This is a genomic window from Sphingobacterium sp. UBA1498, assembly GCF_002325125.1.
Lineage (GTDB): Bacteria > Bacteroidota > Bacteroidia > Sphingobacteriales > Sphingobacteriaceae > Sphingobacterium.
The window spans coordinates 269,690-292,091 of sequence record NZ_DCRG01000023.1 but is presented as its reverse complement, the minus strand read 5'-3'; the positions used below and the strand labels follow the sequence as shown (position 1 = coordinate 292,091).

Here is a 22,402-nt window from a genome sequence, read left to right as displayed (position 1 = left end):
GAGTAAATATACTTCGTTTTTTCAATTCTCAGCGCGCTCACAAAGCGCCCTTGAAACGTGTATAGGAACGGGTTAAATTCCTCTAAGAGCAGATCCTGGTAGATAACTCCTCACGGCGTAGAACAATTCTTATCCAATGATACCAAACTGATGATCGCGGAAATATTTGATACGGAGTTGAGCCGTGATGGAAAAGTGGTAATATTTCCCAAAGAAGGTCCCAATGGTATTCCTCTTACAATACGGCCTTGAAAAATCGCCCAAGGCGCATCAGATCCTGTGCCGTCTTTTCGTTCCAGTCTACGGCATAGTTAAGCCGAATACAATTCTTAAACTGATCGTGCTGTGTAAACATTCTTCCGGGAGCAAAGCTCAACTTTTGTCTGAGGGCATAATCGTAGAGCATCGTTGAGTCAATCTTAGCATCTAGTTCTAGCCAAAGTACAAATCCGCCCTCAGGCTGTGACATTTTTGTGTTTTCCGGAAAATGGGTCTCAATGCTGTTTCTAAAATTGACATAATTGCTGTACAATTTTTTTCTGAAGCTATTGAGGTGATGGTCGTACCTGCCGATCTGTAAGAATTTGGAAACCGCCTCTTGATAAATAGCAGGCTGCGAAATCGTCTGTATGAGTTTTTGTTTTAGGATTTTATCCTTGTATTGCCCGGGCTCAACCCATCCAAGCCGAAAACTTGGCGCCAATACTTTGGTAAATGATCCACACCACATCACCAGTCCCTCTTCATCAAAATATTTGCACGGCTTGGGCCGTGACGAACCGAAATAGATGTTTCCATACAGGTCGTCTTCAATCAATGGAATATGGTAGTGTGAGAGCAGTTTGACGAGTTCCTTTTTATGCTCATCGGGCATGAGCGCACCCAGTGGATTGCTAAAGTTGGTAACGAAGCAACAGACATCAATTTTATGAATAACTTTTTTCAGGGCATCTAATTCAATTCCCGTAATAGGGTGGGTCGGAATCTCGATGGTTTTGAGCCCCAGTAGTTGAAAGGCCTGAATAAAACCAAAATAAAGGGGGCTTTCCACCGCTATGGTGTCGCCGGGTTTAGTGACGGCACGAAGGCAGCTGTAGATGGCATTCATGGCACCCGACGTGATAATAAGATCCTCGTCACTTATTTTTCCTTCAAGTACCAATGACCATTTGGCAATTTCTTTCCGCAAGCTCGGACTTCCCTGTACCTGTCCATATTGATCACCATAATCATGCAGGTCATGAACCGACTCTATAATGCATCGATTGAGTTTCTGAATCGGAAGTAATGATGCACTCGGTAAACCCAGTGAAAAGCGTGTAATTTCCTTGTCTTCCAAGGAGTGGAAAACTTTATCGATCAATGCCGCGGGATCTTGTTTCTTTTCGTCGATTTTGAAGGTAGAAATGGAGGGAATCGCCATCCGACGAAGCCCAGACCGGCTAACGAAATAGCCTGATTTTGGACGTGATTCAATGAGCGATCGACTCTCTAGTTCCATATAGGCACTTTTTGCCGTATTTAAACTTACATTGTATAATTTCTGAGCGCTGCGGACAGAAGGCAAACGATCGCCATAGACCAAAGAACCATTTTTGATCTGGTTCTCGACAATATTGGCTATTTTTTTATATAACAGTTGCTGTTCCATCCTTATGCTAATTTACTGTTTCTGTTTTGATTTAACCAGTTATTATATCGGTGGATTCCTTTTCTGAGCGATTCTTCCGAACCAAATAGGTCCATCAACTGCTGTTCAAAGAAGGATTGCGCTTTGTCCATAAATACGATGGAAAGCGTATCCGAAATAGGACCCTCGTAGGTCATTTCGACCGACAGTAAATTCTTTTTGCAGAGTATTACAGATGAAAAGGCTTTTAATTGATTGCCTTGGTCGAGCACTAGGAAAGGCATGCTTATGCGTGCTGTATCTACCTGCTTTTTGTTTTGCATTTCTTTGATAAGCGCTAAATCAGAAAGTTCCACTTGTCTGATCAGATACGGTTGATGTGCAGTTGTCGCCATAAGAATAAATCTTTTTGCTAATTTAAGAAGGGTACAGGATGCTGTTTAGGTACAGAGTGCCGTTAAAATAGGGGTACAGAAAAAAATTAGGTTGTCCTTTGATTTTTGTAATTTCCATTTGAGATCTTTACATTATTCCCACTTTACCCGTAGTTACGATTGATCCGGATGTCATCTTTCTCATTTTTCTGCCGCCCTTGCTTTGCGAGGCTTCTTGGTCAGTTTTGTTTAGGGAGATGAAGAAATGGTGGCTTTCCATCTCCTAGTTACATTATTCGATAAATATTTTGGTGATTTCTTTAAGGCTTCGACTGATGAATTCTGGGGATCCCATCGTATTTAAGGCAGTATTTAATAGTATAAAAAGTTATATGATATTATAATTCACCAAAAGTAATGCTTTNNAAAGCATTACTTTTGGTGAATACAAAATGTACTATGATACAGCGATTAATCAAAAATAAGTTGGAGCAAGCACTTTTTAAGGGGAAAACTATCCTACTAATTGGTCCGCGGCAAGTAGGTAAAACTACCCTGATCAAAGAGATACTTTCTGGTGACGATTATTTATTTTTGGATGGGGATGATCCCTTGGTAAGGACTTATCTCAACAGTCCTAACACAAAAGAGATTGAAACAATTATTGGTCAAGCTAAAGTGGTATTTATTGATGAAGCACAGCGTATCGAAAATATTGGTTTAACAGCAAAAATTATACATGACCAATTTAAAGATGTACAGCTTATCCTCAGTGGATCCTCGGCGCTTGAGTTGAAAAACCATACACATGAGCCATTGACAGGACGTAAGAGAGAGTTCAATCTTTTCCCTATTTCTTATGCAGAATATGAGCATAGTACTGGCTTTCTTAATGCTGCAGGCGATCTGGAAACTAGACTGGTTTATGGATTTTATCCAGAATCGATTACTAGCCGCGGTGACGAACGGGAAGTACTCAATGAGATCTCTCAAAGTTATTTGTATCGGGATATTTTGACCTTAGCGAATATAAAAAAACCAGAAGTTCTCGAGAAGATCCTTCAAGCCTTAGCCTTTCAAATTGGATCCGAAGTGAGCTATAATGAAATTGCCCAGCTTACAGGAGTTGATAAAAACACTGTTGCCAATTATATTCATCTCTTGGAAATTTCTTACATTATATTCCCCTTGACTTCCTTTAGCCGAAACCTGCGTAATGAAATAAAGACAAATCGAAAAATATATTTTTATGACAACGGAATCCGCAATGCTGTGATACAAAACTTTAATCCAATCGAATTAAGGGATGATGTGGGGGCACTCTGGGAGAATTTTCTGATTTCAGAACGCTTAAAACACAACAGTTATAGCCGGCGCTTTGTCAATAAATACTTCTGGCGGACTAAACAGCAGCAAGAAATCGATTATGTAGAAGAAGTGGACGGCAAAATAACCGGTTATGAATTTAAATGGAACCCTAAGGCGAAAGCAAAAATACCGTCAAATTTTGTAGAAGCCTATAGCGCAGATGTTCAGGTAATCTCAAAGGATAATTTTAGAGCGTTTATTGGTCTTGAATAATCGTTGAAATAAGGGGGCTCAGGCTTCTATTTTTAATAATCTCTTCTATTCAACTTGTTCGACCAGCTGTTGGCTAGAAATCCTCTCAAAATAGCTTTCCATCTCTTGGTTACACCTTTCTATAAAAGTTTTTGTGCGTTTTTGCAATTCTATAACTGCTAATGGATCTCCTTTATAATTTGCATTGTGCGTAAATTGTTGTTGTGCTTCCGTTATGTTTTTAAAGGCCTTAAGCGGCTCTTCATGATCTAAGCAAAATGTGGCGTAGACATCAGGAACTATCAATTTGCAGAGTTGCATGAGGAAAGTGAGATTGACCCGTTGCGGTTTGTATTGAAGTACGCTATTGATTACACCGAGACAAGTCTGCTCCAACGCCTGCGATAGCATATAATATATGGCCTCGATGCTTATTGACGACCAGTCTTCCTCATAAGGTAAGTATAATGTACGCGCGTTATTATAGCGCGTCTTCCATTGTTGACGTACATATTCAAGATGTAACTGTGGAGTGGCGATGCTTTCCCGATCGATATTGGCTATGGATGGATTCTGAAACCAGATGTCGCCCACTTTGAGGAGCGACACAAAAAATGGATGCCCGTTTGAGAGCTGTTTGGTGAAAGCTTTCGTGTTTTCCGCGACCATTGTAAGTGATACATTTTTGGGAAGCATATCTGTTATGAGCTGCGTTAGATTATTGATCTCGGTGCTTAAAGTATCATAAGCGACCAAGATATAGTAAGCATGCGTGATGCAATCATTTTTTACCCTTTTCAGCGCATTATGATAGTTGTGATGATCAGAATCATAACCGAAACATACGACCAGCGCAGGAGTGCAATAGCGCTCTATAGCGTTTAAAATGAGGTCTCGATAATTAGCGTTACAATAACTTTGATTGTATATTTCATTGTTATTTTTGCAATTTTCAACTTCGAAGTTAGTGACTGCAGGCGAGTTAAGTTTTGACTTAATTTCTTTGAATAAAATATTCGAATAATCGTATATCCAGTTTAATGTATTGATAGCAATCTGATAGGCTGTTTCTAATACATCTTCATCGATAAGATAATCTTGATTATAGCGATAACCAATATAAGCTTCATCGATTTTAGCTAAGGCTTGCTTTTCTTCTTTGTTGTCGATTAGTATCGCCAGTTTAGAGTCAAAATTTTTAAGATAGCCCATACTACCTGTAAGCGAATGTGATTTTCGATCATCATTCAAAAGGATATGTTCTGCAGTTTTCAGGGATAGTTCGATGGCCTGATGTAGCATAAAGGCTGCGTGAGCATGGTTGTTACTATCCAAATAGTAAAAGTGTCCATCTATAAACGATCTGATTTTACTTTTTTCTTTGTCGATATATGATCTTGTTTTTTCGATAATCTCTGTAGCTGTATAATCCGGAAAGATCAGTGGGATTTCTTGCGCCGGATTTTGATAAACGCGGTTTTTAGGCTGGTAGATAAGATGAGTGCGAGCCTGTCCGAGATCCAGTTGTTTTTGTGCTTCGTGCGTAAGGCACACTTTGATATATAAGTCTGATGGGCGGTTTTTGACAATTTTGTTAATCAGGCTACTCGGATCCGAATGTCGCATTCCTTTATTTGATGCTATATTAATCTGTAGCATCTGAAACTTTTTATTATCGTGGTCAAAAGTCCAATGGTAGATTTCATCGACAGCAACGGCACGAAGGATTGCCTCAATAATAGGGTTAATATCGGTGTTCATAATATGGATTGAATAAATGGGCTTTATATTTCTGTTTCTAGAGGAGCTGTTTGTTTTTGATTGAGAGATTCTATCTCTTCAGAAAAAGCTGTTAAATAGGCGAGTTCTATTATTTTGATCATAGTCTGGTAAATTCGTGTACTGTAATCTGAATAGGCGCCGGTATATCGGTTTTTGGCGAGCCCATAGTTGATCCATTCAAACAAGATTTCATTCCACTCTTGCTGATCGTATAATTTAACTGTTGCCAATAGTGCTGACAAAGGATTGTCCAGTTCTTCATTTAAAACATAATAAAGCACGATCTCTTTATTCATGTGCCCAATCAAAACTGATTGGCATTCGGGCAATATCGAAAATGAATCGTCCATGCCGACTGGAAGAATAGGGGATTCCTCAGATTTATTGGATAACATTTCCAATAAGGCGTAAACGCAGGTATAGTTAAAGAGTAAATTTGCGCCAGAAAATTTACTGTTTTCGTGGTCCGCCGACCAGAATTCTTTTTCGTCGATGACCGTTTGGTACCAATATCGGATGTCTTCTCGCCAACCATTTAGATCGTCTCTATCAAAGAAATCTTTTAATGCTGAGATGGAATAAGGTTGGGAAGCAAGCCAGTCAGGCAATATGATGCATTTTTTGGTGTGAAGTATTTCGTCTTCCGTTTCGTCCAAAGATTGCTGGGTTTGGCACTGCTCATTTGCAATGTCTTCTTGATTTTCTATAACATTGTCGGGAAGTATTTTATTTTCATAGATCTTTCCGAGAGAAGCCACCAGACGCATTAAGAATTCTTTTACAGCAAGTATTGCATGGCCGTTATTGCCTAAAAAATCATTATACCTGTCTCCTAAACTTATCCATAAATCATCAAGAATGTCGTACCATTTTTGCAAAGACTGATAGGAAAAAAATCGACTAATGCTGTCTGCTGCTGTGTCAATATTACGTGCCGGTGAGTCTGTTGCTAATAGCTGACTCCAGTAGTCTGAAACACGTTTATTGAACTTCAACGGTTGTTCTATTGTTTTTAGTTTACATCTCCTAAAAATGACATACGCCAATTCTACCTGTTCAATTAATTTTTTGGTGAGATATCCGTTAGAGGAACGCGGTGGGCTCATCTTTGCGTTTGAAGCCGCGTTGATTAACATATTTAAGTCTGCTAACCAGTCCCGTATGGACGTTTCGCTTTCAAAGAACTCTATAAGATATTTCATCGGATCGTCGATGTGTTCTTGGGTTAAATAGCGAAAATGTTTCGCTTTTAGTTTCTTTTGCGTATTTTTCATCAGATTATATTTTTTTAGTTGATGAAACTGCTACTAGGGCAAATACTGATCCGTGCACTGATCTAAAGCCTTTTCGGTTTCATATTTAAGGTTTTTGATTAAATGTTGTGTTTATAATTATCAATGGTAAAGCTAATTTAAACACTAATTTTCGATTAAACAAATTTTATATTGATAATTATTGATTATGAGTTCTTTTTTAACGAGAATTAAAGTTATTGCAGATAGAGAAGGACTGAGTGTAACAGCCTTTGAAACTGCAGTAGGAGCGAGTAGGGGTGTATTTACACGTGCTTTAAGCAATAACACTGATGTGCAGGCAAAGTGGTTAGTGAGTATTGTTGAAAAATTTCCAGCGTACTCTTCGGAATGGTTATTAAAGGGTGAAGGTGAGATGTTAAAACCCGCTCTTGCTCAGGAGGAGGACGAGAGAGGCTATGTAACTAATGAAATAGATGGCATAACCAATGCAGTAGTCAATTCATTAAAACAGGTTATATCGTCACAAAATATCACTATTAAGTCTCAAGAAAAGACAATTATTTCGTTAGAGCGATTATTGTCGATACAAGAGCAAGAAATAAAATCTTTAAGGAACAAATAAAGCACAAACATTTTTTAAAAAAGGGGCAAAAGTGAATGTAAAGGAACGCGTGCTGCTGATCGCCGAAACCAAAGGCATCAGTAAAACCGAATTTTTCAGAGATGTGCAACTTTCCTATGCAAACTTTAAAGGAGGGCAGAAGAATACCGCACTTAGTTCGGATGCCATGATCGCTATATTGTCCAAACATCCCGATATTAGTCCCGCATGGTTGTTGATGGGCGAAGGAACCATGATGCGGAAGTATGAGAAAGTAGAGGTAAGTGCACCGCCTGTCGAAACAACTCCAGCCACAGCCGAGGGCCTCGGAATTTATAAGCAGTTGATCAATGCTTTAGAGCAAACGGTCAAAGCACAAGAAAAGACAATCCTCTCATTGGAAGGTCAGGTGAGTTTACTGCAACGCAAATAGTGACATCCGGTAGTTTATACATCTGATCGTTCCCTAGCTCAAAAAATACCTGATTCCGGTGATTTCATTGGCCCCTTTTTTGTTTAATTTGGTTATCGAAATGGTGTTTGTTTAACCAGCATCAATGAAGGCTGCAATTGCATTTGTAGAAAAGGTATTACCTGCTATTGATCGCAATGGAACGGCAACTAGTCATGCATTCAAAGAATTAATTTGTGTCAAAAAAAGGATTACTTATACTCTGCTTTTTTGTTAGTTGGTTTATCAATTACGCAGTAGCACAGCCAGCAGGTCAGCGACCAATGTATACCTCAACATGGGGGCACCTTTACCGTGAAGCAGGAAATAATAAAGATCTCTTGGGAGTTTTCCCGACTGAGGCACCTGTCTACCTGCTAGATTCCACCAATACACAGTATAAGGTGCAGGTGAGTAATGGCGATATTGGTTTTATAGACCGTCAGCCCCTGAAAAGCGCTATGTATGGAAAGAAGTCGGCCGGGGAGCCGCAGCAATATTTCTATCGCGGAACAACGGGTGCTCAATGCCCACATTTCTATATACAGGTCTCGCAATTGCGCGTGCGTAAGGCATCCAATACAACAAGTACCGCTGTGCGTAGGGCAGGTCTCAATGAAATGGTGTGCATCGATTATGTGCCGCTGTATACTGACGGATGGGTGTATATTGGTGACCACTTTCATCAGCGACCTGAATATATTCAGATGAAATATCTGGGTGCCCAACTCACCTACGAAAAGGTTTTAAAAGATTATTTGGACGTCAAAGGAAAGGATCAGGAAAAGGAGCTGGCGGCGGTAGGCCGTCTGCGGGAAATAGGCTGGACCAAGTATTCCAAATTGAAAGAAGCTCTTACTTATTGGAAGGAAACCTACACCAAAGCAGGAGTAGTGGATCCCAAAGTTGATATCGATTTTGAATTGGTCTTGGCCGATAAGTTTCACAATGAACTCCAGTCTGAAGTATATGCAAAGAAACTAAAAGCTTTAAACTTTCATTTCGAGTGGAAAGGCGTATCTTTATTTGACGGAAAGATCACAGATGCTCAAATGAAGCAACTGGCTTTGCAACGGGTTTCCGAAATCCCGGATATGCCCGAATGTGGGTGGGAGCCACAGTACTATTATAAAACACCCAATATGATCGTTGCCTTTGAAAAAAATAATAAAGGGCGAGTGGCGGGTAGTTTGTACCAGCTATTTTTTAGTGCTGGCGAAACCATTGTCATGGGGAGTGAGCGGATGGATGCTAATTATGCAGAAAAAGACTTTGTAGACCACTTTGGCGACCTGCTTTCGGCGAATTGGATCACTGATCCGCATGTATATTATATCCAGAACGGCGATGCTGGGCTATTTATCTTCAGATTTGCCGATGGGAAACTCGCCAGCTACGAATGTATGTTTTACTGTTAATATTCGAAAATAGCGTCGGGGGCACGTAAAGACCATTAAGTGTCTGAAAATGTCCTTCGTTTGTGTCCTTAGCAGGAGTTTTATTAAACAGGAGGAACGGGGATGCTCAGAAATAAGGCCCTTTGAAGGGAAATTAAAATTCCGCTTTCAAAGGGCCTTAGTATGTTGTTGAAAACTTAAATTACACTATTTGCATTTCAAAGAGTTGCGCAATATGGCCTTTCAGTTTTTCTTTCACATCTACCATGTCGACTTCTTTGCCAAGTTCCCGCTTTAATGACGTAACATCTTTATCGTCTATGCCACAAGGAATGATATTGCTAAAATAGTCAAGATCTGTATTGACATTGAAGGCAAAGCCATGCATGGTCACCCAGCGTGAAGCGCGTACTCCCATCGCACATATTTTGCGCGCTGTTGGCTTATCCGGTTCAATCCATACACCCGTAAACCCGGGATATCTTCCGGCTTCAATACCAAAATCAGCACAGGTCAATATGATCGCTTCTTCCAGTGTGCGCAGATAAAGGTGGATATCCGTAAAGAAGTTGTCAAGATCCAGAATCGGGTAGCCGACAATCTGCCCGGGGCCGTGATACGTAATGTCACCACCGCGGTTGATCTTATAGAATTTGGCCTCCTTCTCTTCGAGCCCTTTTTCATCTAATAGCAAGTATTCCTCGTGCCCGCTTTTCCCCAAGGTGTAAACATGCGGATGTGCTGTGAAGATCAAGTAATTTGGGGTAATGGTCGTTGTCGCATTGACCCTATTGTCGTGCTTGATATCCAATACTCCCTTAAAGATGGATTCTTGTCTGTCCCATGCTTCTTGGTAATCGACAAGACCCCAATCTTGAAACTGCACCTCTTTGTTCATTTCGTATTTTTTTAAACTGTGAATGGGCATAAGGCCCATTTACAGGATTGTTTGTCAAAATTAATACAATAAGTTATTGTATGGATAACGTTCATTGTGCATCTTCACAATGATATCGTACAGTTTTTGTTTGAACTCTTCGATATTCGTTTTATTTGTTGCTGATAGGAAGATTGCAGGATCTGCATTTTTTGCCATCCATGAATTACGGAAATCATCCAATGTGACCTCGATCTCTTCGCCATCATGCCCTTCTTCAACAGCCGGTTTGTAAAGATCAATCTTGTTAAATACCGTAATCACTGGTTTGTCCAATGCCTTAAGATCTTTCAATGTCTCATTTACTGCTTGGATATGGTCCTCAAAGTTGGGGTGTGAGATGTCGACTACATGGATCAGTACATCGGCTTCGCGAACTTCATCCAATGTCGATTTGAAACATTCCACCAAATGGTGCGGTAGTTTACGGATAAAGCCGACCGTATCTGAAAGCAGGAAGGGGAGGTTGTCGATCACAACTTTGCGTACTGTGGTGTCCAGTGTAGCAAAAAGTTTATTCTCGATCAGTACGTCAGACTTGGAGATCATATTCATAATCGTCGATTTTCCTACGTTGGTATAACCTACCAAAGCTACACGGATCATCTCACCACGGTTTTTCCGTTGCGTCTCGTTTTGCTTGTCGATTGCTTTTAGGCGTTCTTTGAACAAAGAAATTTTGTCCAGGATTATACGTCTATCGGTTTCAATCTGTGATTCACCCGGACCACGCATACCAATACCCCCCCGCTGACGTTCCAAGTGGGTCCACATACGGGTCAGACGTGGTAAAAGATATTGCAATTGGGCCAATTCTACTTGTGTCTTTGCCTGTGCAGTTTTGGCATGACGGGCAAAGATGTCCAAGATCAGATTGGAACGGTCCAGTATCTTGCGTTTGAGTTCTTTTTCAATATTGCGCAGCTGGGAAGGTGAAAGCTCGTCGTCGAAAACAACGATGTCAATTTCTTCAGCTTCAACATAAGCTTTTATTTCTTCCAGCTTTCCGCTGCCGACAAATGTGGCACGGTCTGGGAAACCCAACTTTTGTGTAAACATGCCTTTGGTCTCCCCACCGGCAGTCTGCACAAGAAATTCAAGTTCCTCCAAGTATTCCTTTGCTTTTGTTTCCGTTACGCTTGGGGTGATGACACTCACCAAGACGGCTGTTTCGGGCTTTATAGCTGTATCGTGTATTTTAAATCTGGCCATTTTGTACTATTAAGTCTTTTAAGTGAAATCGAAAGGTCATTGAGCAGTGCTCTGCAAACTATTTATTACCTAACTCTTGTTATTCATTCACTTTTTTAATTATTGTTCAATGAGCCCGAAAGCTCGATGTTTGTTTGAAAAGGTAAATTTAAGAATTTATGTATTTGTACACCACACAAGACTGATGCCGATTATGACATAATTCTCCATTAACCAATAAATTTCCTGTGATTTGCTTACCAGGGCAACTCAAAATATGTAAGCGTTCGGTCGCCATCTTTTGCCTAGTAAAAGAAGGGATATTTTCTATATCATGTTCATAATGATGCAAAAGTAAATAAATTTGGTTTTATATACAAAAAAGATAAGGTGCTTTTAGGAAGCCCTGCCCTGATGGATCAATTTTCCTAGCGAAAATGACATGCGGTTAAGAAATCTTGTCCCAGGCGATACCATCTGATTTTCTTGCGAGGAAGTTTCGGAGCAAATGATTTTTTTCGCTTTGGAGCATCGGGTCTTCTTTGAAGATTTCGATAACGGTATTTCGGCACTCGGTGAGCAGCGCTTGATCTGTGGCCAGATTTGCCATTTTGAGATCAAGAACACCCGACTGCTGTGTCCCGGATATATCGCCCGGCCCACGGAGCTGCAGATCCACTTCTGCAATTTCAAATCCATCGTTGGTACGCACCATGGTATCCAGTCTCAACCGTCCTTCTTTGCTCAGTTTATTCCCCGACATCAGGATACAGAAAGACTGTTCGGCACCACGGCCTACGCGGCCACGCAATTGGTGCAGCTGGGATAGCCCAAAACGTTCGGAATTTTCAATGACCATGACCGAAGCATTCGGGACATTGACCCCGACCTCAATAACGGTGGTAGCAACCATGATCTGCGTTTCGTGTTTGACAAAGCGCTGCATTTCAAAGTCTTTATCTTTTACGGGCATTTTGCCATGGACAATGCTGATCTTATACTGTGGTAGCGGAAATTCACGTTGCAAATTTTCTAGGCCTGCTTCTAAATATATCAGATCAAGTTTTTCGCTTTCCTTGATGAGCGGGTACACCACATAGACCTGCCTGCCTTTGGCAATCTCCTCACGCATAAAACCAAACATTCGTAAACGCGAACTTTCAAAAAAGTGGACAGTTTTGATTGGTTTACGTCCTGCTGGTAATTCGTCTATGACGGAAATGTCCAAGTCGCCGTACATGGTCATGGCTAGTGTCCGTGGGATTGGTGTCGCTGTCATAACCAGCATATGCGGTGGAATGACATTCTTGCGCCAGAGTTTTGCCCGCTGTTCTACACCAAAACGGTGCTGTTCGTCAATTACTACGAAGCCTAGGTTGTTGAATTTTACCTTATCCTCGATCAGGGCATGGGTGCCAATCAAAATATCCAGGCTACCATCCTCCAGGGCCTGGTGGATCAGACGACGTTCTTTCGTACTGGTGGAGCCAGTGAGAAGCTTTATCGTAACAATATCTTCGCCCACAAGATCTTTAAGTCCATGATAATGCTGGGTCGCCAGGATTTCTGTCGGAGCCATCATGCACGCCTGAAATCCATTGTCTACAGCGAGCAGCATGCTCATCAGGGCAACAACAGTTTTCCCGGACCCTACATCGCCCTGTACGAGGCGGTTCATCTGCGCGCCTGTGTTGGTATCCAGGCGAATTTCCTTCACAACGCGTTTCTGCGCTCCTGTTAAAGGAAATGGAAGGCGCTCGTTAAAGAACGTGTTGAATTTTTCACCGACTTTATTGAAGCGCTGGCCTCTAAACTTCTGGGTATTGAGCTGTTTATTGTTGAGCAACTTGAGCTGTATAAAGAATAGCTCTTCAAACTTGATGCGTTTAATCGCTTGGTTCAGCTCCTTTTGATCGCTTGGAAAATGTATGGATGCAAAAGCTTGTTGTCTGGAAATCAAACGATGCTTAATGATGACATCCTGAGGAAGCAATTCGTCAATACCACGGAATACGGTTTCCAGTGCAGTCTGCTGCAAGCGTTGGATCCCTTTGGTATCCAGATTGAACTTTTTGAGTTTTTCTGTCGACGAATACACCGGCTGCAAACTCATGTTGCCGATCTGTTTAACCTGCGGATTATATAAATCCATTTCGGGATGCGTAATGGAAAGCTGCCCATTGAATTCGCTCGGCTTGCCGTAAATAATATAGGCTGAGCCGACTTTTAATGATTTTTGGAGCCATGGGATGGACTGGAACCAGACCAGCTCCATGGAGCCCGTTTCGTCTTTGAAAGAACCGACAAGACGTTTCGTTCTTTTCTCGCCCACGAGTTGTAGCGAAACCAATCGCCCCAGTACCTGTGCCGCCATCATATCGGGATGAAGTTTCCGGATTTTATGAAACGCTGTACGGTCGATATAACGGAAAGGATATTGCGTCAGTAGATCACCAATGGTAAATACCTGTAACTCTTTCTTGAGCACATCTGCCTTTTGTGGACCTACACCTTTGAGGTATTCTATGGGGGTAATTAAACTTAATTCAGCCATTCTTCTTGAATGGCTAAATTACGAAAAATTTATGCGTTTATGGAGCCGTTTCTTGGGCTAGTGTGACTATTTTGAAGCAGATTCTTCATATTTAATGTCTGCTTTTCCTTCTTTACAGATCACGCCCAATGGTTTGCGATAAGGTATACAATTTATTTTGGGAGCCACCATTGGCTGGTATATCTCCATCAACCGGTTGTTGTCATTGATCATATTTTGCAAGGTTGTTTTGTCAACGGATTTGTGATAGGGAAGGTAACTTGTCCCACATACTGTCCGTATTTCCATCATTTCCCATTCTGTGGCGTCAGTACATGATTTTGGACTGGCAAAGGCAACGATTTTGCTGTACTTCTCATTGGAGAGCGACTCAAGTTCCTTTTCTGTTTTGTCCTTGTAGGGATTTTCTAAATGTGACTCCGATTTACAAACAACAAATAGCATGCAACATGCCAATAGGGTGGTAATACTCAAAATTGAGAGATTTTTCATAATCTTCTTCTTGGTTTTATTAATCAGACGGGTAATTCTTGGTCTTTGCTACAAAGGATTTCCATGAAGTTTTTGTCAAGAGAAATTTGATTTTGAACTCTATTGCGCATAATTTTCATTAGATTGTAGGTTTGAAACAACAATATGTTAGTAAAAATGTAGTTTTAAAACAACAAAATTTAGTTATTTTTGTAATATAGAAACGACAATATGGAAACTTTGATCAATTTTCAAGATATTCTTTTGCAGGGCATCAACAATGATTTCAGGAGATACCTTCATGAAAAAATTAACTGGAATCAACGGATGATAGGGATCAAAGGTGCACGTGGGGCAGGTAAGACGACGATTTTATTGCAGCATATGAAATATGATCTGGGCGCATTAAAAGATAAAAGTCTCTATATTACCGCTGATCATACCTGGTTTTACAACCATAGTTTATTAGATACCGCAATGGATTGGTATCAACAGGGGGGGCAACTCCTTCTGATTGATGAAGTACATAAGTATCCTAACTGGTCCAGGGAACTCAAAAATATTTATGATGGGATTCCCGGTATGCGCGTTATATTTTCGGCATCATCGGCTTTAGACATCTATCGTGGTCAAGCCGATTTAAGCAGGCGAGTGGTGAGCTATACATTGGCAGGACTTTCTTTTAGAGAATATCTCCAGTTCTCGGGAGTGGCCTCATTCTCTCCGATGACATTTGAAGACATTCAAAAGCAACATCGCGAGATCAGTGTGAATATTACTTCCTCCATAAGACCGCTGCCACTATTTGCAAAGTATCTGCGATCGGGTTATCTGCCTATATTTACCGAAGGTGAAAACGAATATTTGCCTAAACTAGAGCAAATTATAGATGCGGTCGTTGATATTGATCTTGCTTACATTGCATCTTACAATGCTGGTACGGCTGTGAAAGTAAAACGCTTATTAGCAGTAATAGCAGAATCCGCTCCTTTCAAGCCTAATATTTCCGCCTTAGCAGCCAAAATGGATATTTCCAGAGATCGCATATTAGAATACATCTATCAATTGAAGGACGCAGGACTCTTAAATGTTTTATCCGCACAAGGGAAAGGCGTATCGCGGCTACAAAAGCCGGACAAACTTTTCTTGGAAAATACCAACCTTTCTTATGCAATTCACCCAGATCCAAACCAAGGAAATCTACGGGAAACTTTTTTATTGAATCAATTGCTTCATGCAGGGCTGGAAGTATCCGAACCGCAGACTGGCGACTTTTTAGTCGAGCAGGTTCATATCGAAGTGGGCGGTAAAAATAAAGGTAGTCAGCAGGTTCGAAATGCGGATCGTTATCTGATTGCGGCAGATGGTATAGAAACAGGTTTTGGCGCAAAGATTCCGCTATGGTTATTCGGATTTTTATATTAGTATTCCCGCTGGATCATTGACCCGCTTCCCACATTGGGATCTTGCGTTGAACGGGACAGTAAAAATTATATAAAAACGGGGCTATTCAAAACTTGAATAGCCCCGTTTGAGAATTTATCCCGGATGATCTCTCGATTAGAAATTACCCTTATTTAAATCCCACCAAAGTCTGGTACCCCCGTTGTCAGGTCCGCCCAACAACGAGATTGCAGATTGTACTTCAGCTGCATTAGTGTTGTATTCATTTTGTGGGAACGGTAAGCGACGGATCTGTATTTTAGTATCGATCAGTCCACCGCTATTGTTGACCACAACTGGGAATAGACGTGGATATCCAGTACGGCGGAATTCACTCCAAGCTTCTTGTCCTTCCGGAAAGATCGCCAACCATTTTTGGGTGATAATACGTTCTAGTTTTTCCTCATTGCTTGCACCTTCGTTCCACTTGATGGTTAATGTACTTGGCGATTTAGCATTGTTTTCTTTATTGACTGGATCTTCATAGTCTGCGGCAGTACTTGTATTATCATTCAAATAGTTGCTCAACCCTGACGTTACACCCCATTGCGTGAAGGAAGTCTCCACTCCTTTCTCATAAAGTGATTGTGCTGTGCCCCCTGCATTGTTCCAGCCTCTTAAAGCCGCCTCGGCACGTAAGAAGTAGACTTCTGCTGCCGTCATTAGGACGGGAGCTGTGTTTGCAGTTAGTGTAGGTGTATTTCCTTCTGTATTGAGTGCAGAAAAATTTAGGTGTGTTTCCTTTTTTATATTGACTCCTCCTGCACGGATACCGATATACTTTCCTTTAGAGCCAAGGAGTAAAGTATCTGTTGATACTGGGGTAACGGGGGACATATATTTGGCGATCCTTGGATCTTTTAGTCCTACCATATAGGATGTGAGTGTTGCATTGATGCGCGTGTCAGTCCAATTTTTAGAAATGAACCAGAGGGGGTTGGTAAATGTGCCATTGGTTGGTACTGTAACTTTAAAATTCTCTGTGTTGTTTTCCAAAACGCCGCCATTGATAGGGTTTAATGCTATTTCAGCTTGTGTTTTTGCTAATTGCGGATTTACTTTTACAATGCGCATAGCAAGACGTAGCCGAAGTGAGTTAGCTAGTTTAAGCCAATTTTTAAATCGTGTCTGATTATCCATATTTGGATAAATCAAGTCAATTGCTTCAATTTTGTTAGTCATAGGACTCTGGGCATTGAATGATTTTAATGCTTCTACTGCCTGCTCTAGCTCAGTAAAGAATGCCGCATAAATATCAGATTGTTTATCATAAGGGGTAGTTTCCTCCGCTGATCCAACTTTGATGTATGGAATTGGCCCATATATATCAGTAACACGACTGGTGGCTTCTACTTTAAGGATTTTTGCGACCGCTCCAAGAGCAGGATACGTTTTATCCAGTCCGTTTTTTTGTAATTTGTCAATAGGATTAATTACACTGAGATAAAGAGCTTTATAAGCTTCCCCATTCCATTCACTTTTCATCGCGTAATTAAGGTTGCTTAGCTTAAAATCTGTGGCTGGCATCATGTATCCTGAAAAAACGTCTGCATTCAGGTTTTGTTGCAATTGAAAGGAATTGGGATCTCCACCGCCAGAGAAATTGTATATTGCCATCTGCGGCCTTTTAAACAATATCTCCAAGTCTTTTCCTCCAGCAGCTAGTTCCGCGTCGGTCAATCCGATATTATTTTTGTTGTAATCCTCAAAATTCTTGGTACAACCGCTTAAGGTACCTCCAATGAGTAACCCTGTAGCGATAAATTTGCTTATATTATTGAACGTATATTTCATGTGAGTATTCTTAAAAAGTTGCATTTAACGTAAGTCCGTAATTACGGGTTGCAGGCATCATAAAAATATCTATCCCGCTTAACGAATTGCCTGTTGACATGGCTACTTCTGGATCAAAAGGAGCCTTTTTGGAGATGTAGAAGAGATTTCTTCCTACGGCGTTGATACGAAGTTTTTTAAAGAAACTATCTTTAATATTAAAATTATAGCCAAAGGTTAATTCGCGTAATCTAACCACTGTTCCATCATAGATGTATTGGCTACTTGCAGGACTTATACCCCCTGTCTTACTATACCATGATTCGGCATCAATATTTGTGACAGGTGTTCCGTTTGATGTGGCACCGTTGATAGTTACTCCGCCATTTGCACGAGCATCTCCAGTTACTTTCGATACACCATTTCCGTCGAGCAAAGCTTGCGTTAATGACATTACTTGATAATCAAACTTACCGTCGATCAGAAAACTCAGGCTAAAATTCTTGTAGTTAAACGTATTGTTCCAACCCAGTTGCCAGATTGGATTCGAATTTCCTAATTTGACGTAATCCGAATTTATTTGAGGTGTTCCATCGCCATCCACGACAATCCGACCTTGGACATCACGAACAAAATCCTTTCCGTAGATGTCGCCGAAAGAACCACCAACTTGGAATTTTGAGGCATAGTTGCCGAAATTTCCAGCGCCTGTTAGTGCAAACTCTGTTACACGATCGTCTAATTTGATAATCTTGTTTTTATTGTAGGTGAAGTTTAGGCTGGTGTTCCAAGTGAAACTGTCATTTTTGATCGCATCAACTGAAACTAATGCCTCAACCCCTTGATTTTGGATATCTCCGGCATTAATTGCAAATTGATTATATAAAGATGCTTGATTGGCCGCAATTTTGAAAAACTGGTTCTTAGTATTCGTCTTGTAATAAGTTACATCCACATTCAAACGGTTGTTCCACATACGCCATTCGGTACCAAGTTCCAGTGAATGTGTTTTCTCCGGTTTTAATGTTCTAAGAAAAGCGATATCATTTAAGGTCAATACGGAGTAAGAACCCACGGTATTGGTCAATAACGTTGTATACGGAGGAAGGTCATTTCCTACAATTGCATAAGAACCTCTGATCTTTGCCAAGTTAATGAATTCAGGCAACTGTAATTTGTCATTTAACACAATTCCTAGTCCTACAGATGGATAAAAGAAAGATTTGGAGTCTGTAAACGCTAATGTGCTTGCCCAATCATTACGCGCTGTAAGATCGAGATAAAGCCATTGGTCATAAGATAGATTTGTACTTGCAAATATTGATTGTAACTGTCTGCGATTGTTAGACAAAGTGGACGGGGCTGGTGTTGTTGAGTTCTGAATAATAAACTGGTTTGGGTATTCTAAACCAACGGTCCCGCTTGAATAGTTAACACCCTCCGTTTTCCAATCCGTGATACTTGTACCAACCAATCCTGTAATTTGAAATTTGTCATTGATGTGAAAGTTCATGTTAGCGATCAAATCCCCGTATTGCTGTGTAATCGTTGTATTTGTATAATCATAATTACCGTTTGGTCTACCGAGGGGCGTTGGTGTGCCTGCATATACTTTGCGGTCCCATACTTCGCTTGTGCGGTCTAAACTCCCACGGGCTTGGACATTGATCCAAGGTGCAATCTGATATTTAGCGCTACCATTTAGTAGGAGACGATTCCGCGTTGAACGGGTTGGATTTCTATTGACTATCCACCATGGGTTTTGCTGTGTTGTTTCTACGTCACTTAAAGTGTACCAATTTTGATCGTATAGATTCCGGGAACTATTAAACGTTTCAAATTGTTTGTAGTCAGCGATATCTAGGTTGCGTGGTAATAGGTACAGCCCGATTAAAGGATTGAAGTAAAATCCAGAGGAAGGGGCGTTATCCAGTTTTTGTGTGATATAGTTTGCACTACCTTCTACTGTTAGTTTATCATCAAAGAATTTGGCACTTTCCTTTAAATTGAAATTGTGACGCATCAGGTCATTTTCTGGGAGAATACCTTTTGCAAGCGTATTTGCATAGGAGAAGTACGTTTGATTTTTTTCGTTACCTCCAGACAATGTCAATGAATTGGTGAAGTTGCTACCTGTGCGGAAAAATTCGCCAACATTGTCATAGTTAGCACCGTTGGTTTTGTCTCCCCAGCTTGATAAACTGGTTGTATTGCTTTTACCACCTGACCCTCGTCCGTATTGGCTTTGAAACTCAGGTAACGATACAGCCTGCTCTAGCTGCGCGCTTGATGAAAAATTGACAGTAGTACGGCCTTGTTTGCCAGATTTGGTTGTAATCAAAATAACACCATTGGCGGCTTGACTGCCATATAATGCAGCTGCTGAGGCTCCTTTTAATACAGAGATATTTTCTACATCTTCTGGGTTGATTAAAGCGATTGGATCTCCACCGTCACGATCACCCCCATAGATATTTCCAGGTTGTGAAGCTACTGTCTGGTTATTGATCGGAACCCCATCGACAACATAAAGTACCTGGTTGTTGCCAGAGGCCGACTTGTTACCACGCAAAATAACTTTCGCCGAGCCACCTGGTCCTGAAGAGCTGGAAGCAATATTAACGCCGGCTACTTTACCGTTTAAATTATTTGCCAAGTTGGTGCTTTTGACTTTGTTCAATTCGTCACCATTGACCTGTTGTGTTGAGTATGTTAATGATTTTTGTGCACGGCTAATACCTAGTGCGGTGACCACGACACTTTCCAACTGCTGTGTTTGTTCTTCTAAACTCACCGTTACTGTCGTTTCTCCAGGACCCAATGTTACCGTTTTATTTTCATAACCGACAGTACTGATGTTCAATATGCGATTTTTGTCATCTACATTGATCTGAAATGCGCCTTTTACATCTGTAGAACTTGCATTGGAAGTGCCCAGCACTTTAATTGTGGCGCCTGGAATAGGGGCTTTGGTTTTAGCGTCAACAACCGTTCCCTTTATCTGGTTGGTTTGCGCATGCAATAAGGATGATGAAAAAAGCATTGTCGGAACAATACCCAACACCCTCAAAGTAGAGTATAATTTGTTATTCATATAGTATATGTGTTATATTCAGTTTTTTATATACGTATTTTCATAACGGTGAAGTTCTAATGGAGCGGGCTAATTCCATTTAGCATTTTGGTTAGGGAAACAGTATTGAATATTGCTGGAGATTGAAGCAAGTGATTATTGTATAGTATTCAATACTCTAAATCGATGGGATTAGAGGCGTGTGATTCCTTTAATTAGATGCTAATTTACTACTGTTGATGGCAAATCAAAAATTTTAAGAAATAAAGTTGATACAAATGGTGTTATTTTTTATATAACTGTTTGTTTATTAGTTATGTACGTTTTTTTTCTTTTTTTGTTCTGTTCGAGGGTTGTATTATTTAAATTAGAGCCATTTACTGCTTTTTTAGTTTGAGATCCTTAACTGTTTTTAGATTTCCTTTCAGGCGGTCATTATTGAAGTAATAAATAGGATGTCGTCTATTGGAAAACTCTTTTTTTTCTGAATTTTTGAGCCTTTTTTGGGTACTACTGTTAATAATTGAATTTATAGCAGGGTCTGCCAGAGAACCAAAATCAGCTTCGATATTATCTATCACAGTTCGGTCGGCGGGTATACCTTTAAAATAATGACCTTCATTTTTCGAATTTAAAAGTTGGTACGTACTCAGGTAAAGGTCAAATTGCTTTACTTTAATTGGGAAAAAGCCGATTGGTTTACCATAAGTCTGCACCTTTTCTTGGCCCGTTCTTGATACACCTATAATTTGCACATCCAGATATGGTTTAAAAATATTAATTAACAGCTCACTCGCTGATGCGGTGATGTCACTAACGATAAAATAGATTTTTTTAAGACCATGCAAGCCTGATTCTTTGCTGAAATAGTTGGTATTGGCTCCTTCTGTATAATCTAAGTCATGCAGGGTAATCAGTCTACCATTCTCATAAGTAGCATTTCCATTTTGATCTAGAACGTATTGGGACTTTAAAATGTCAGCGTTCCCCATTTGCATTAGATCGTTATAACGTTCGGAATACATAATTTTCTTGTCCACTGACAAGGGGGCAATCAAGTTCGCGAAAAAATTAACACTAGTTTGAAAGCCTCCCTGATTGTATCTCAGATCGACAATCAATTCTGAGACATTGGATTGTTTGAATGTTAAAAATGCGGGTTCTAGAACCTTTTTGGTATTTTCCTCAGAAGTAAAACTGTTATAGGCTAAATATCCGATTTTAGTTTTGTTTCTGTCTAATACTAACTTTTTGATAATAGGATTTTCTTCATATATAGCTGCATTTAATCGGACTTCTCTTCTTCCTAGATTTAGATCAAGTATTTCAAATTTGATAAAGGATAGATTAAGTGCAATTTCCCATTGTTTGATAAAGGACTTTTCTGAAATGACCTTCTCTCCATTTATAGTCATAATTTGCATTCCCCTGGTTAACCCTGCTTTCCCTGCAGGTGAATTGGGATCTACATAAATAAGTCTAACATTATTATTTTCAACGGCAACAGAAATACCAAAGGGATTTGATAGGGTATAATCCTTTGCTATGTTTTCATCGCTAGAAGTCATCGGTTGAACTATCGAAGAGTATTTTGGCAATTTTGGACTGAAAGGATTGTACTCATAAAGTTCATTTGTTGTTGGATCTTTTGCATAACGTGTTAATTGAAAAATTTCATTTTCATAGAGGTTGATTTCATTTGTTTGTGCATAAAAAAATGCTTTGGGATTGAAACGATCAATTGCGGGCAATTGATCGTTCCATAAATATACTTGTTGAGCAATGAGATAGATGGAATCTAACTTCTCTACTATTTTGCGCTGATTGGATGAAATGTCATAAATAGGAATGTCTTTTTTATTGCAAGAGTACAATAAAATTACTATTACACTAGTCACAAAAATATTAA

Annotated in this window: 16 protein-coding genes; 5 read left to right on the top strand and 11 right to left on the bottom strand. The window is 40.2% G+C overall.

Features of this window, described 5'->3' with window-relative positions:
* Nucleotides 1-235 precede the first annotated feature (235 nt).
* On the bottom strand, nucleotides 236-1,651 hold the full coding sequence (locus B3139_RS14385) for a PLP-dependent aminotransferase family protein (RefSeq protein WP_293884222.1): 1,416 nt from the start codon (nucleotides 1,649-1,651) through the stop codon (nucleotides 236-238).
* Between the two features lie 2 nt (nucleotides 1,652-1,653).
* Complete coding sequence (locus B3139_RS14380; protein ID WP_293884220.1) at nucleotides 1,654-2,025, bottom strand: hypothetical protein; 372 nt, start codon at nucleotides 2,023-2,025, stop codon at nucleotides 1,654-1,656.
* 438 nt (nucleotides 2,026-2,463) lie between these two features.
* On the opposite strand from B3139_RS14380, the gene B3139_RS14375 reads away from it, so the two are divergent.
* Nucleotides 2,464-3,585, top strand: coding sequence for an ATP-binding protein (locus B3139_RS14375; protein WP_293884218.1), 1,122 nt, complete (start codon nucleotides 2,464-2,466; stop codon nucleotides 3,583-3,585).
* Nucleotides 3,586-3,630: 45 nt separating this feature from the next.
* Here the strand turns inward: B3139_RS14375 and B3139_RS14370 are convergent, their stop codons facing one another.
* Both B3139_RS14370 and B3139_RS14365 read right to left on the bottom strand, forming a co-directional pair.
* On the bottom strand, nucleotides 3,631-5,325 hold the full coding sequence (locus tag B3139_RS14370; RefSeq protein ID WP_293884216.1) for a HEPN domain-containing protein: 1,695 nt from the start codon (nucleotides 5,323-5,325) through the stop codon (nucleotides 3,631-3,633).
* A gap of 23 nt (nucleotides 5,326-5,348) precedes the next feature.
* Nucleotides 5,349-6,620: a hypothetical protein gene (locus B3139_RS14365; RefSeq protein WP_293884215.1), complete on the bottom strand. Its 1,272-nt coding sequence runs from the start codon at nucleotides 6,618-6,620 to the stop codon at nucleotides 5,349-5,351.
* Between the two features lie 187 nt (nucleotides 6,621-6,807).
* Between B3139_RS14365 and B3139_RS14360 the strand changes: the two genes are divergently transcribed.
* From B3139_RS14360 to B3139_RS14350, 3 genes are all read left to right on the top strand, one after another.
* Nucleotides 6,808-7,224: a hypothetical protein gene (locus B3139_RS14360; RefSeq protein WP_209578481.1), complete on the top strand. Its 417-nt coding sequence runs from the start codon at nucleotides 6,808-6,810 to the stop codon at nucleotides 7,222-7,224.
* A 31-nt stretch (nucleotides 7,225-7,255) separates the two neighbouring features.
* Nucleotides 7,256-7,636 (top strand): hypothetical protein, encoded by a 381-nt coding sequence (locus B3139_RS14355; protein ID WP_293884212.1) that lies wholly within the window; start codon nucleotides 7,256-7,258, stop codon nucleotides 7,634-7,636.
* Between the two features lie 215 nt (nucleotides 7,637-7,851).
* Nucleotides 7,852-9,072: a hypothetical protein gene (locus tag B3139_RS14350; RefSeq protein ID WP_293884210.1), complete on the top strand. Its 1,221-nt coding sequence runs from the start codon at nucleotides 7,852-7,854 to the stop codon at nucleotides 9,070-9,072.
* A gap of 181 nt (nucleotides 9,073-9,253) precedes the next feature.
* On the opposite strand, the gene lipB is transcribed toward B3139_RS14350, so the two are convergent.
* The 4 genes from lipB to B3139_RS14330 form a co-directional block, all read right to left on the bottom strand.
* On the bottom strand, nucleotides 9,254-9,949 hold the full coding sequence (gene lipB / locus B3139_RS14345; RefSeq protein WP_293884208.1) for a lipoyl(octanoyl) transferase LipB: 696 nt from the start codon (nucleotides 9,947-9,949) through the stop codon (nucleotides 9,254-9,256).
* Nucleotides 9,950-10,009: 60 nt separating this feature from the next.
* A complete protein-coding gene (gene hflX, locus B3139_RS14340) occupies nucleotides 10,010-11,200 on the bottom strand; it encodes a GTPase HflX (RefSeq protein ID WP_209578487.1) in 1,191 nt (396 codons plus the stop codon).
* A gap of 427 nt (nucleotides 11,201-11,627) precedes the next feature.
* A complete protein-coding gene (gene recG, locus B3139_RS14335) occupies nucleotides 11,628-13,733 on the bottom strand; it encodes an ATP-dependent DNA helicase RecG (RefSeq protein WP_293884205.1) in 2,106 nt (701 codons plus the stop codon).
* 66 nt (nucleotides 13,734-13,799) lie between these two features.
* Nucleotides 13,800-14,225, bottom strand: coding sequence for a hypothetical protein (locus B3139_RS14330; protein WP_293884203.1), 426 nt, complete (start codon nucleotides 14,223-14,225; stop codon nucleotides 13,800-13,802).
* A 210-nt stretch (nucleotides 14,226-14,435) separates the two neighbouring features.
* On the opposite strand from B3139_RS14330, the gene B3139_RS14325 reads away from it, so the two are divergent.
* Nucleotides 14,436-15,629, top strand: a complete 1,194-nt coding sequence (locus tag B3139_RS14325; RefSeq protein ID WP_293884201.1) for an ATP-binding protein — start codon at nucleotides 14,436-14,438, stop codon at nucleotides 15,627-15,629.
* Between the two features lie 135 nt (nucleotides 15,630-15,764).
* Here B3139_RS14325 and B3139_RS14320 read toward each other — a convergent pair whose 3' ends face one another.
* From B3139_RS14320 to B3139_RS14310, 3 genes are all read right to left on the bottom strand, one after another.
* Nucleotides 15,765-17,441, bottom strand: a complete 1,677-nt coding sequence (locus B3139_RS14320; RefSeq protein ID WP_293884199.1) for a SusD/RagB family nutrient-binding outer membrane lipoprotein — start codon at nucleotides 17,439-17,441, stop codon at nucleotides 15,765-15,767.
* Between the two features lie 10 nt (nucleotides 17,442-17,451).
* Entirely contained in the window at nucleotides 17,452-20,514 is a 3,063-nt protein-coding gene (locus B3139_RS14315; protein WP_293884197.1) for a SusC/RagA family TonB-linked outer membrane protein, read from the bottom strand.
* A 356-nt stretch (nucleotides 20,515-20,870) separates the two neighbouring features.
* Entirely contained in the window at nucleotides 20,871-22,391 is a 1,521-nt protein-coding gene (locus tag B3139_RS14310) for a S41 family peptidase (protein ID WP_293884195.1), read from the bottom strand.
* Nucleotides 22,392-22,402: the final 11 nt, after the last annotated feature.

Bases quoted from the DNA above. Each gene is read 5' to 3' on its own strand.
- B3139_RS14385 (WP_293884222.1), bottom strand. From the start codon at position 1,651: ATGGAACAGCAACTGTTATATAAAAAAATAGCCAATATTGTCGAGAAC.
- B3139_RS14380 (WP_293884220.1), bottom strand. From the start codon at position 2,025: ATGGCGACAACTGCACATCAACCGTATCTGATCAGACAAGTGGAACTT.
- B3139_RS14375 (WP_293884218.1), top strand. From the start codon at position 2,464: ATGATACAGCGATTAATCAAAAATAAGTTGGAGCAAGCACTTTTTAAG.
- B3139_RS14370 (WP_293884216.1), bottom strand. From the start codon at position 5,325: ATGAACACCGATATTAACCCTATTATTGAGGCAATCCTTCGTGCCGTT.
- B3139_RS14365 (WP_293884215.1), bottom strand. From the start codon at position 6,620: ATGAAAAATACGCAAAAGAAACTAAAAGCGAAACATTTTCGCTATTTA.
- B3139_RS14360 (WP_209578481.1), top strand. From the start codon at position 6,808: ATGAGTTCTTTTTTAACGAGAATTAAAGTTATTGCAGATAGAGAAGGA.
- lipB (WP_293884208.1), bottom strand. From the start codon at position 9,949: ATGAACAAAGAGGTGCAGTTTCAAGATTGGGGTCTTGTCGATTACCAA.
- hflX (WP_209578487.1), bottom strand. From the start codon at position 11,200: ATGGCCAGATTTAAAATACACGATACAGCTATAAAGCCCGAAACAGCC.
- recG (WP_293884205.1), bottom strand. From the start codon at position 13,733: ATGGCTGAATTAAGTTTAATTACCCCCATAGAATACCTCAAAGGTGTA.
- B3139_RS14330 (WP_293884203.1), bottom strand. From the start codon at position 14,225: ATGAAAAATCTCTCAATTTTGAGTATTACCACCCTATTGGCATGTTGC.
- B3139_RS14325 (WP_293884201.1), top strand. From the start codon at position 14,436: ATGGAAACTTTGATCAATTTTCAAGATATTCTTTTGCAGGGCATCAAC.
- B3139_RS14320 (WP_293884199.1), bottom strand. From the start codon at position 17,441: ATGAAATATACGTTCAATAATATAAGCAAATTTATCGCTACAGGGTTA.
- B3139_RS14315 (WP_293884197.1), bottom strand. From the start codon at position 20,514: ATGAATAACAAATTATACTCTACTTTGAGGGTGTTGGGTATTGTTCCG.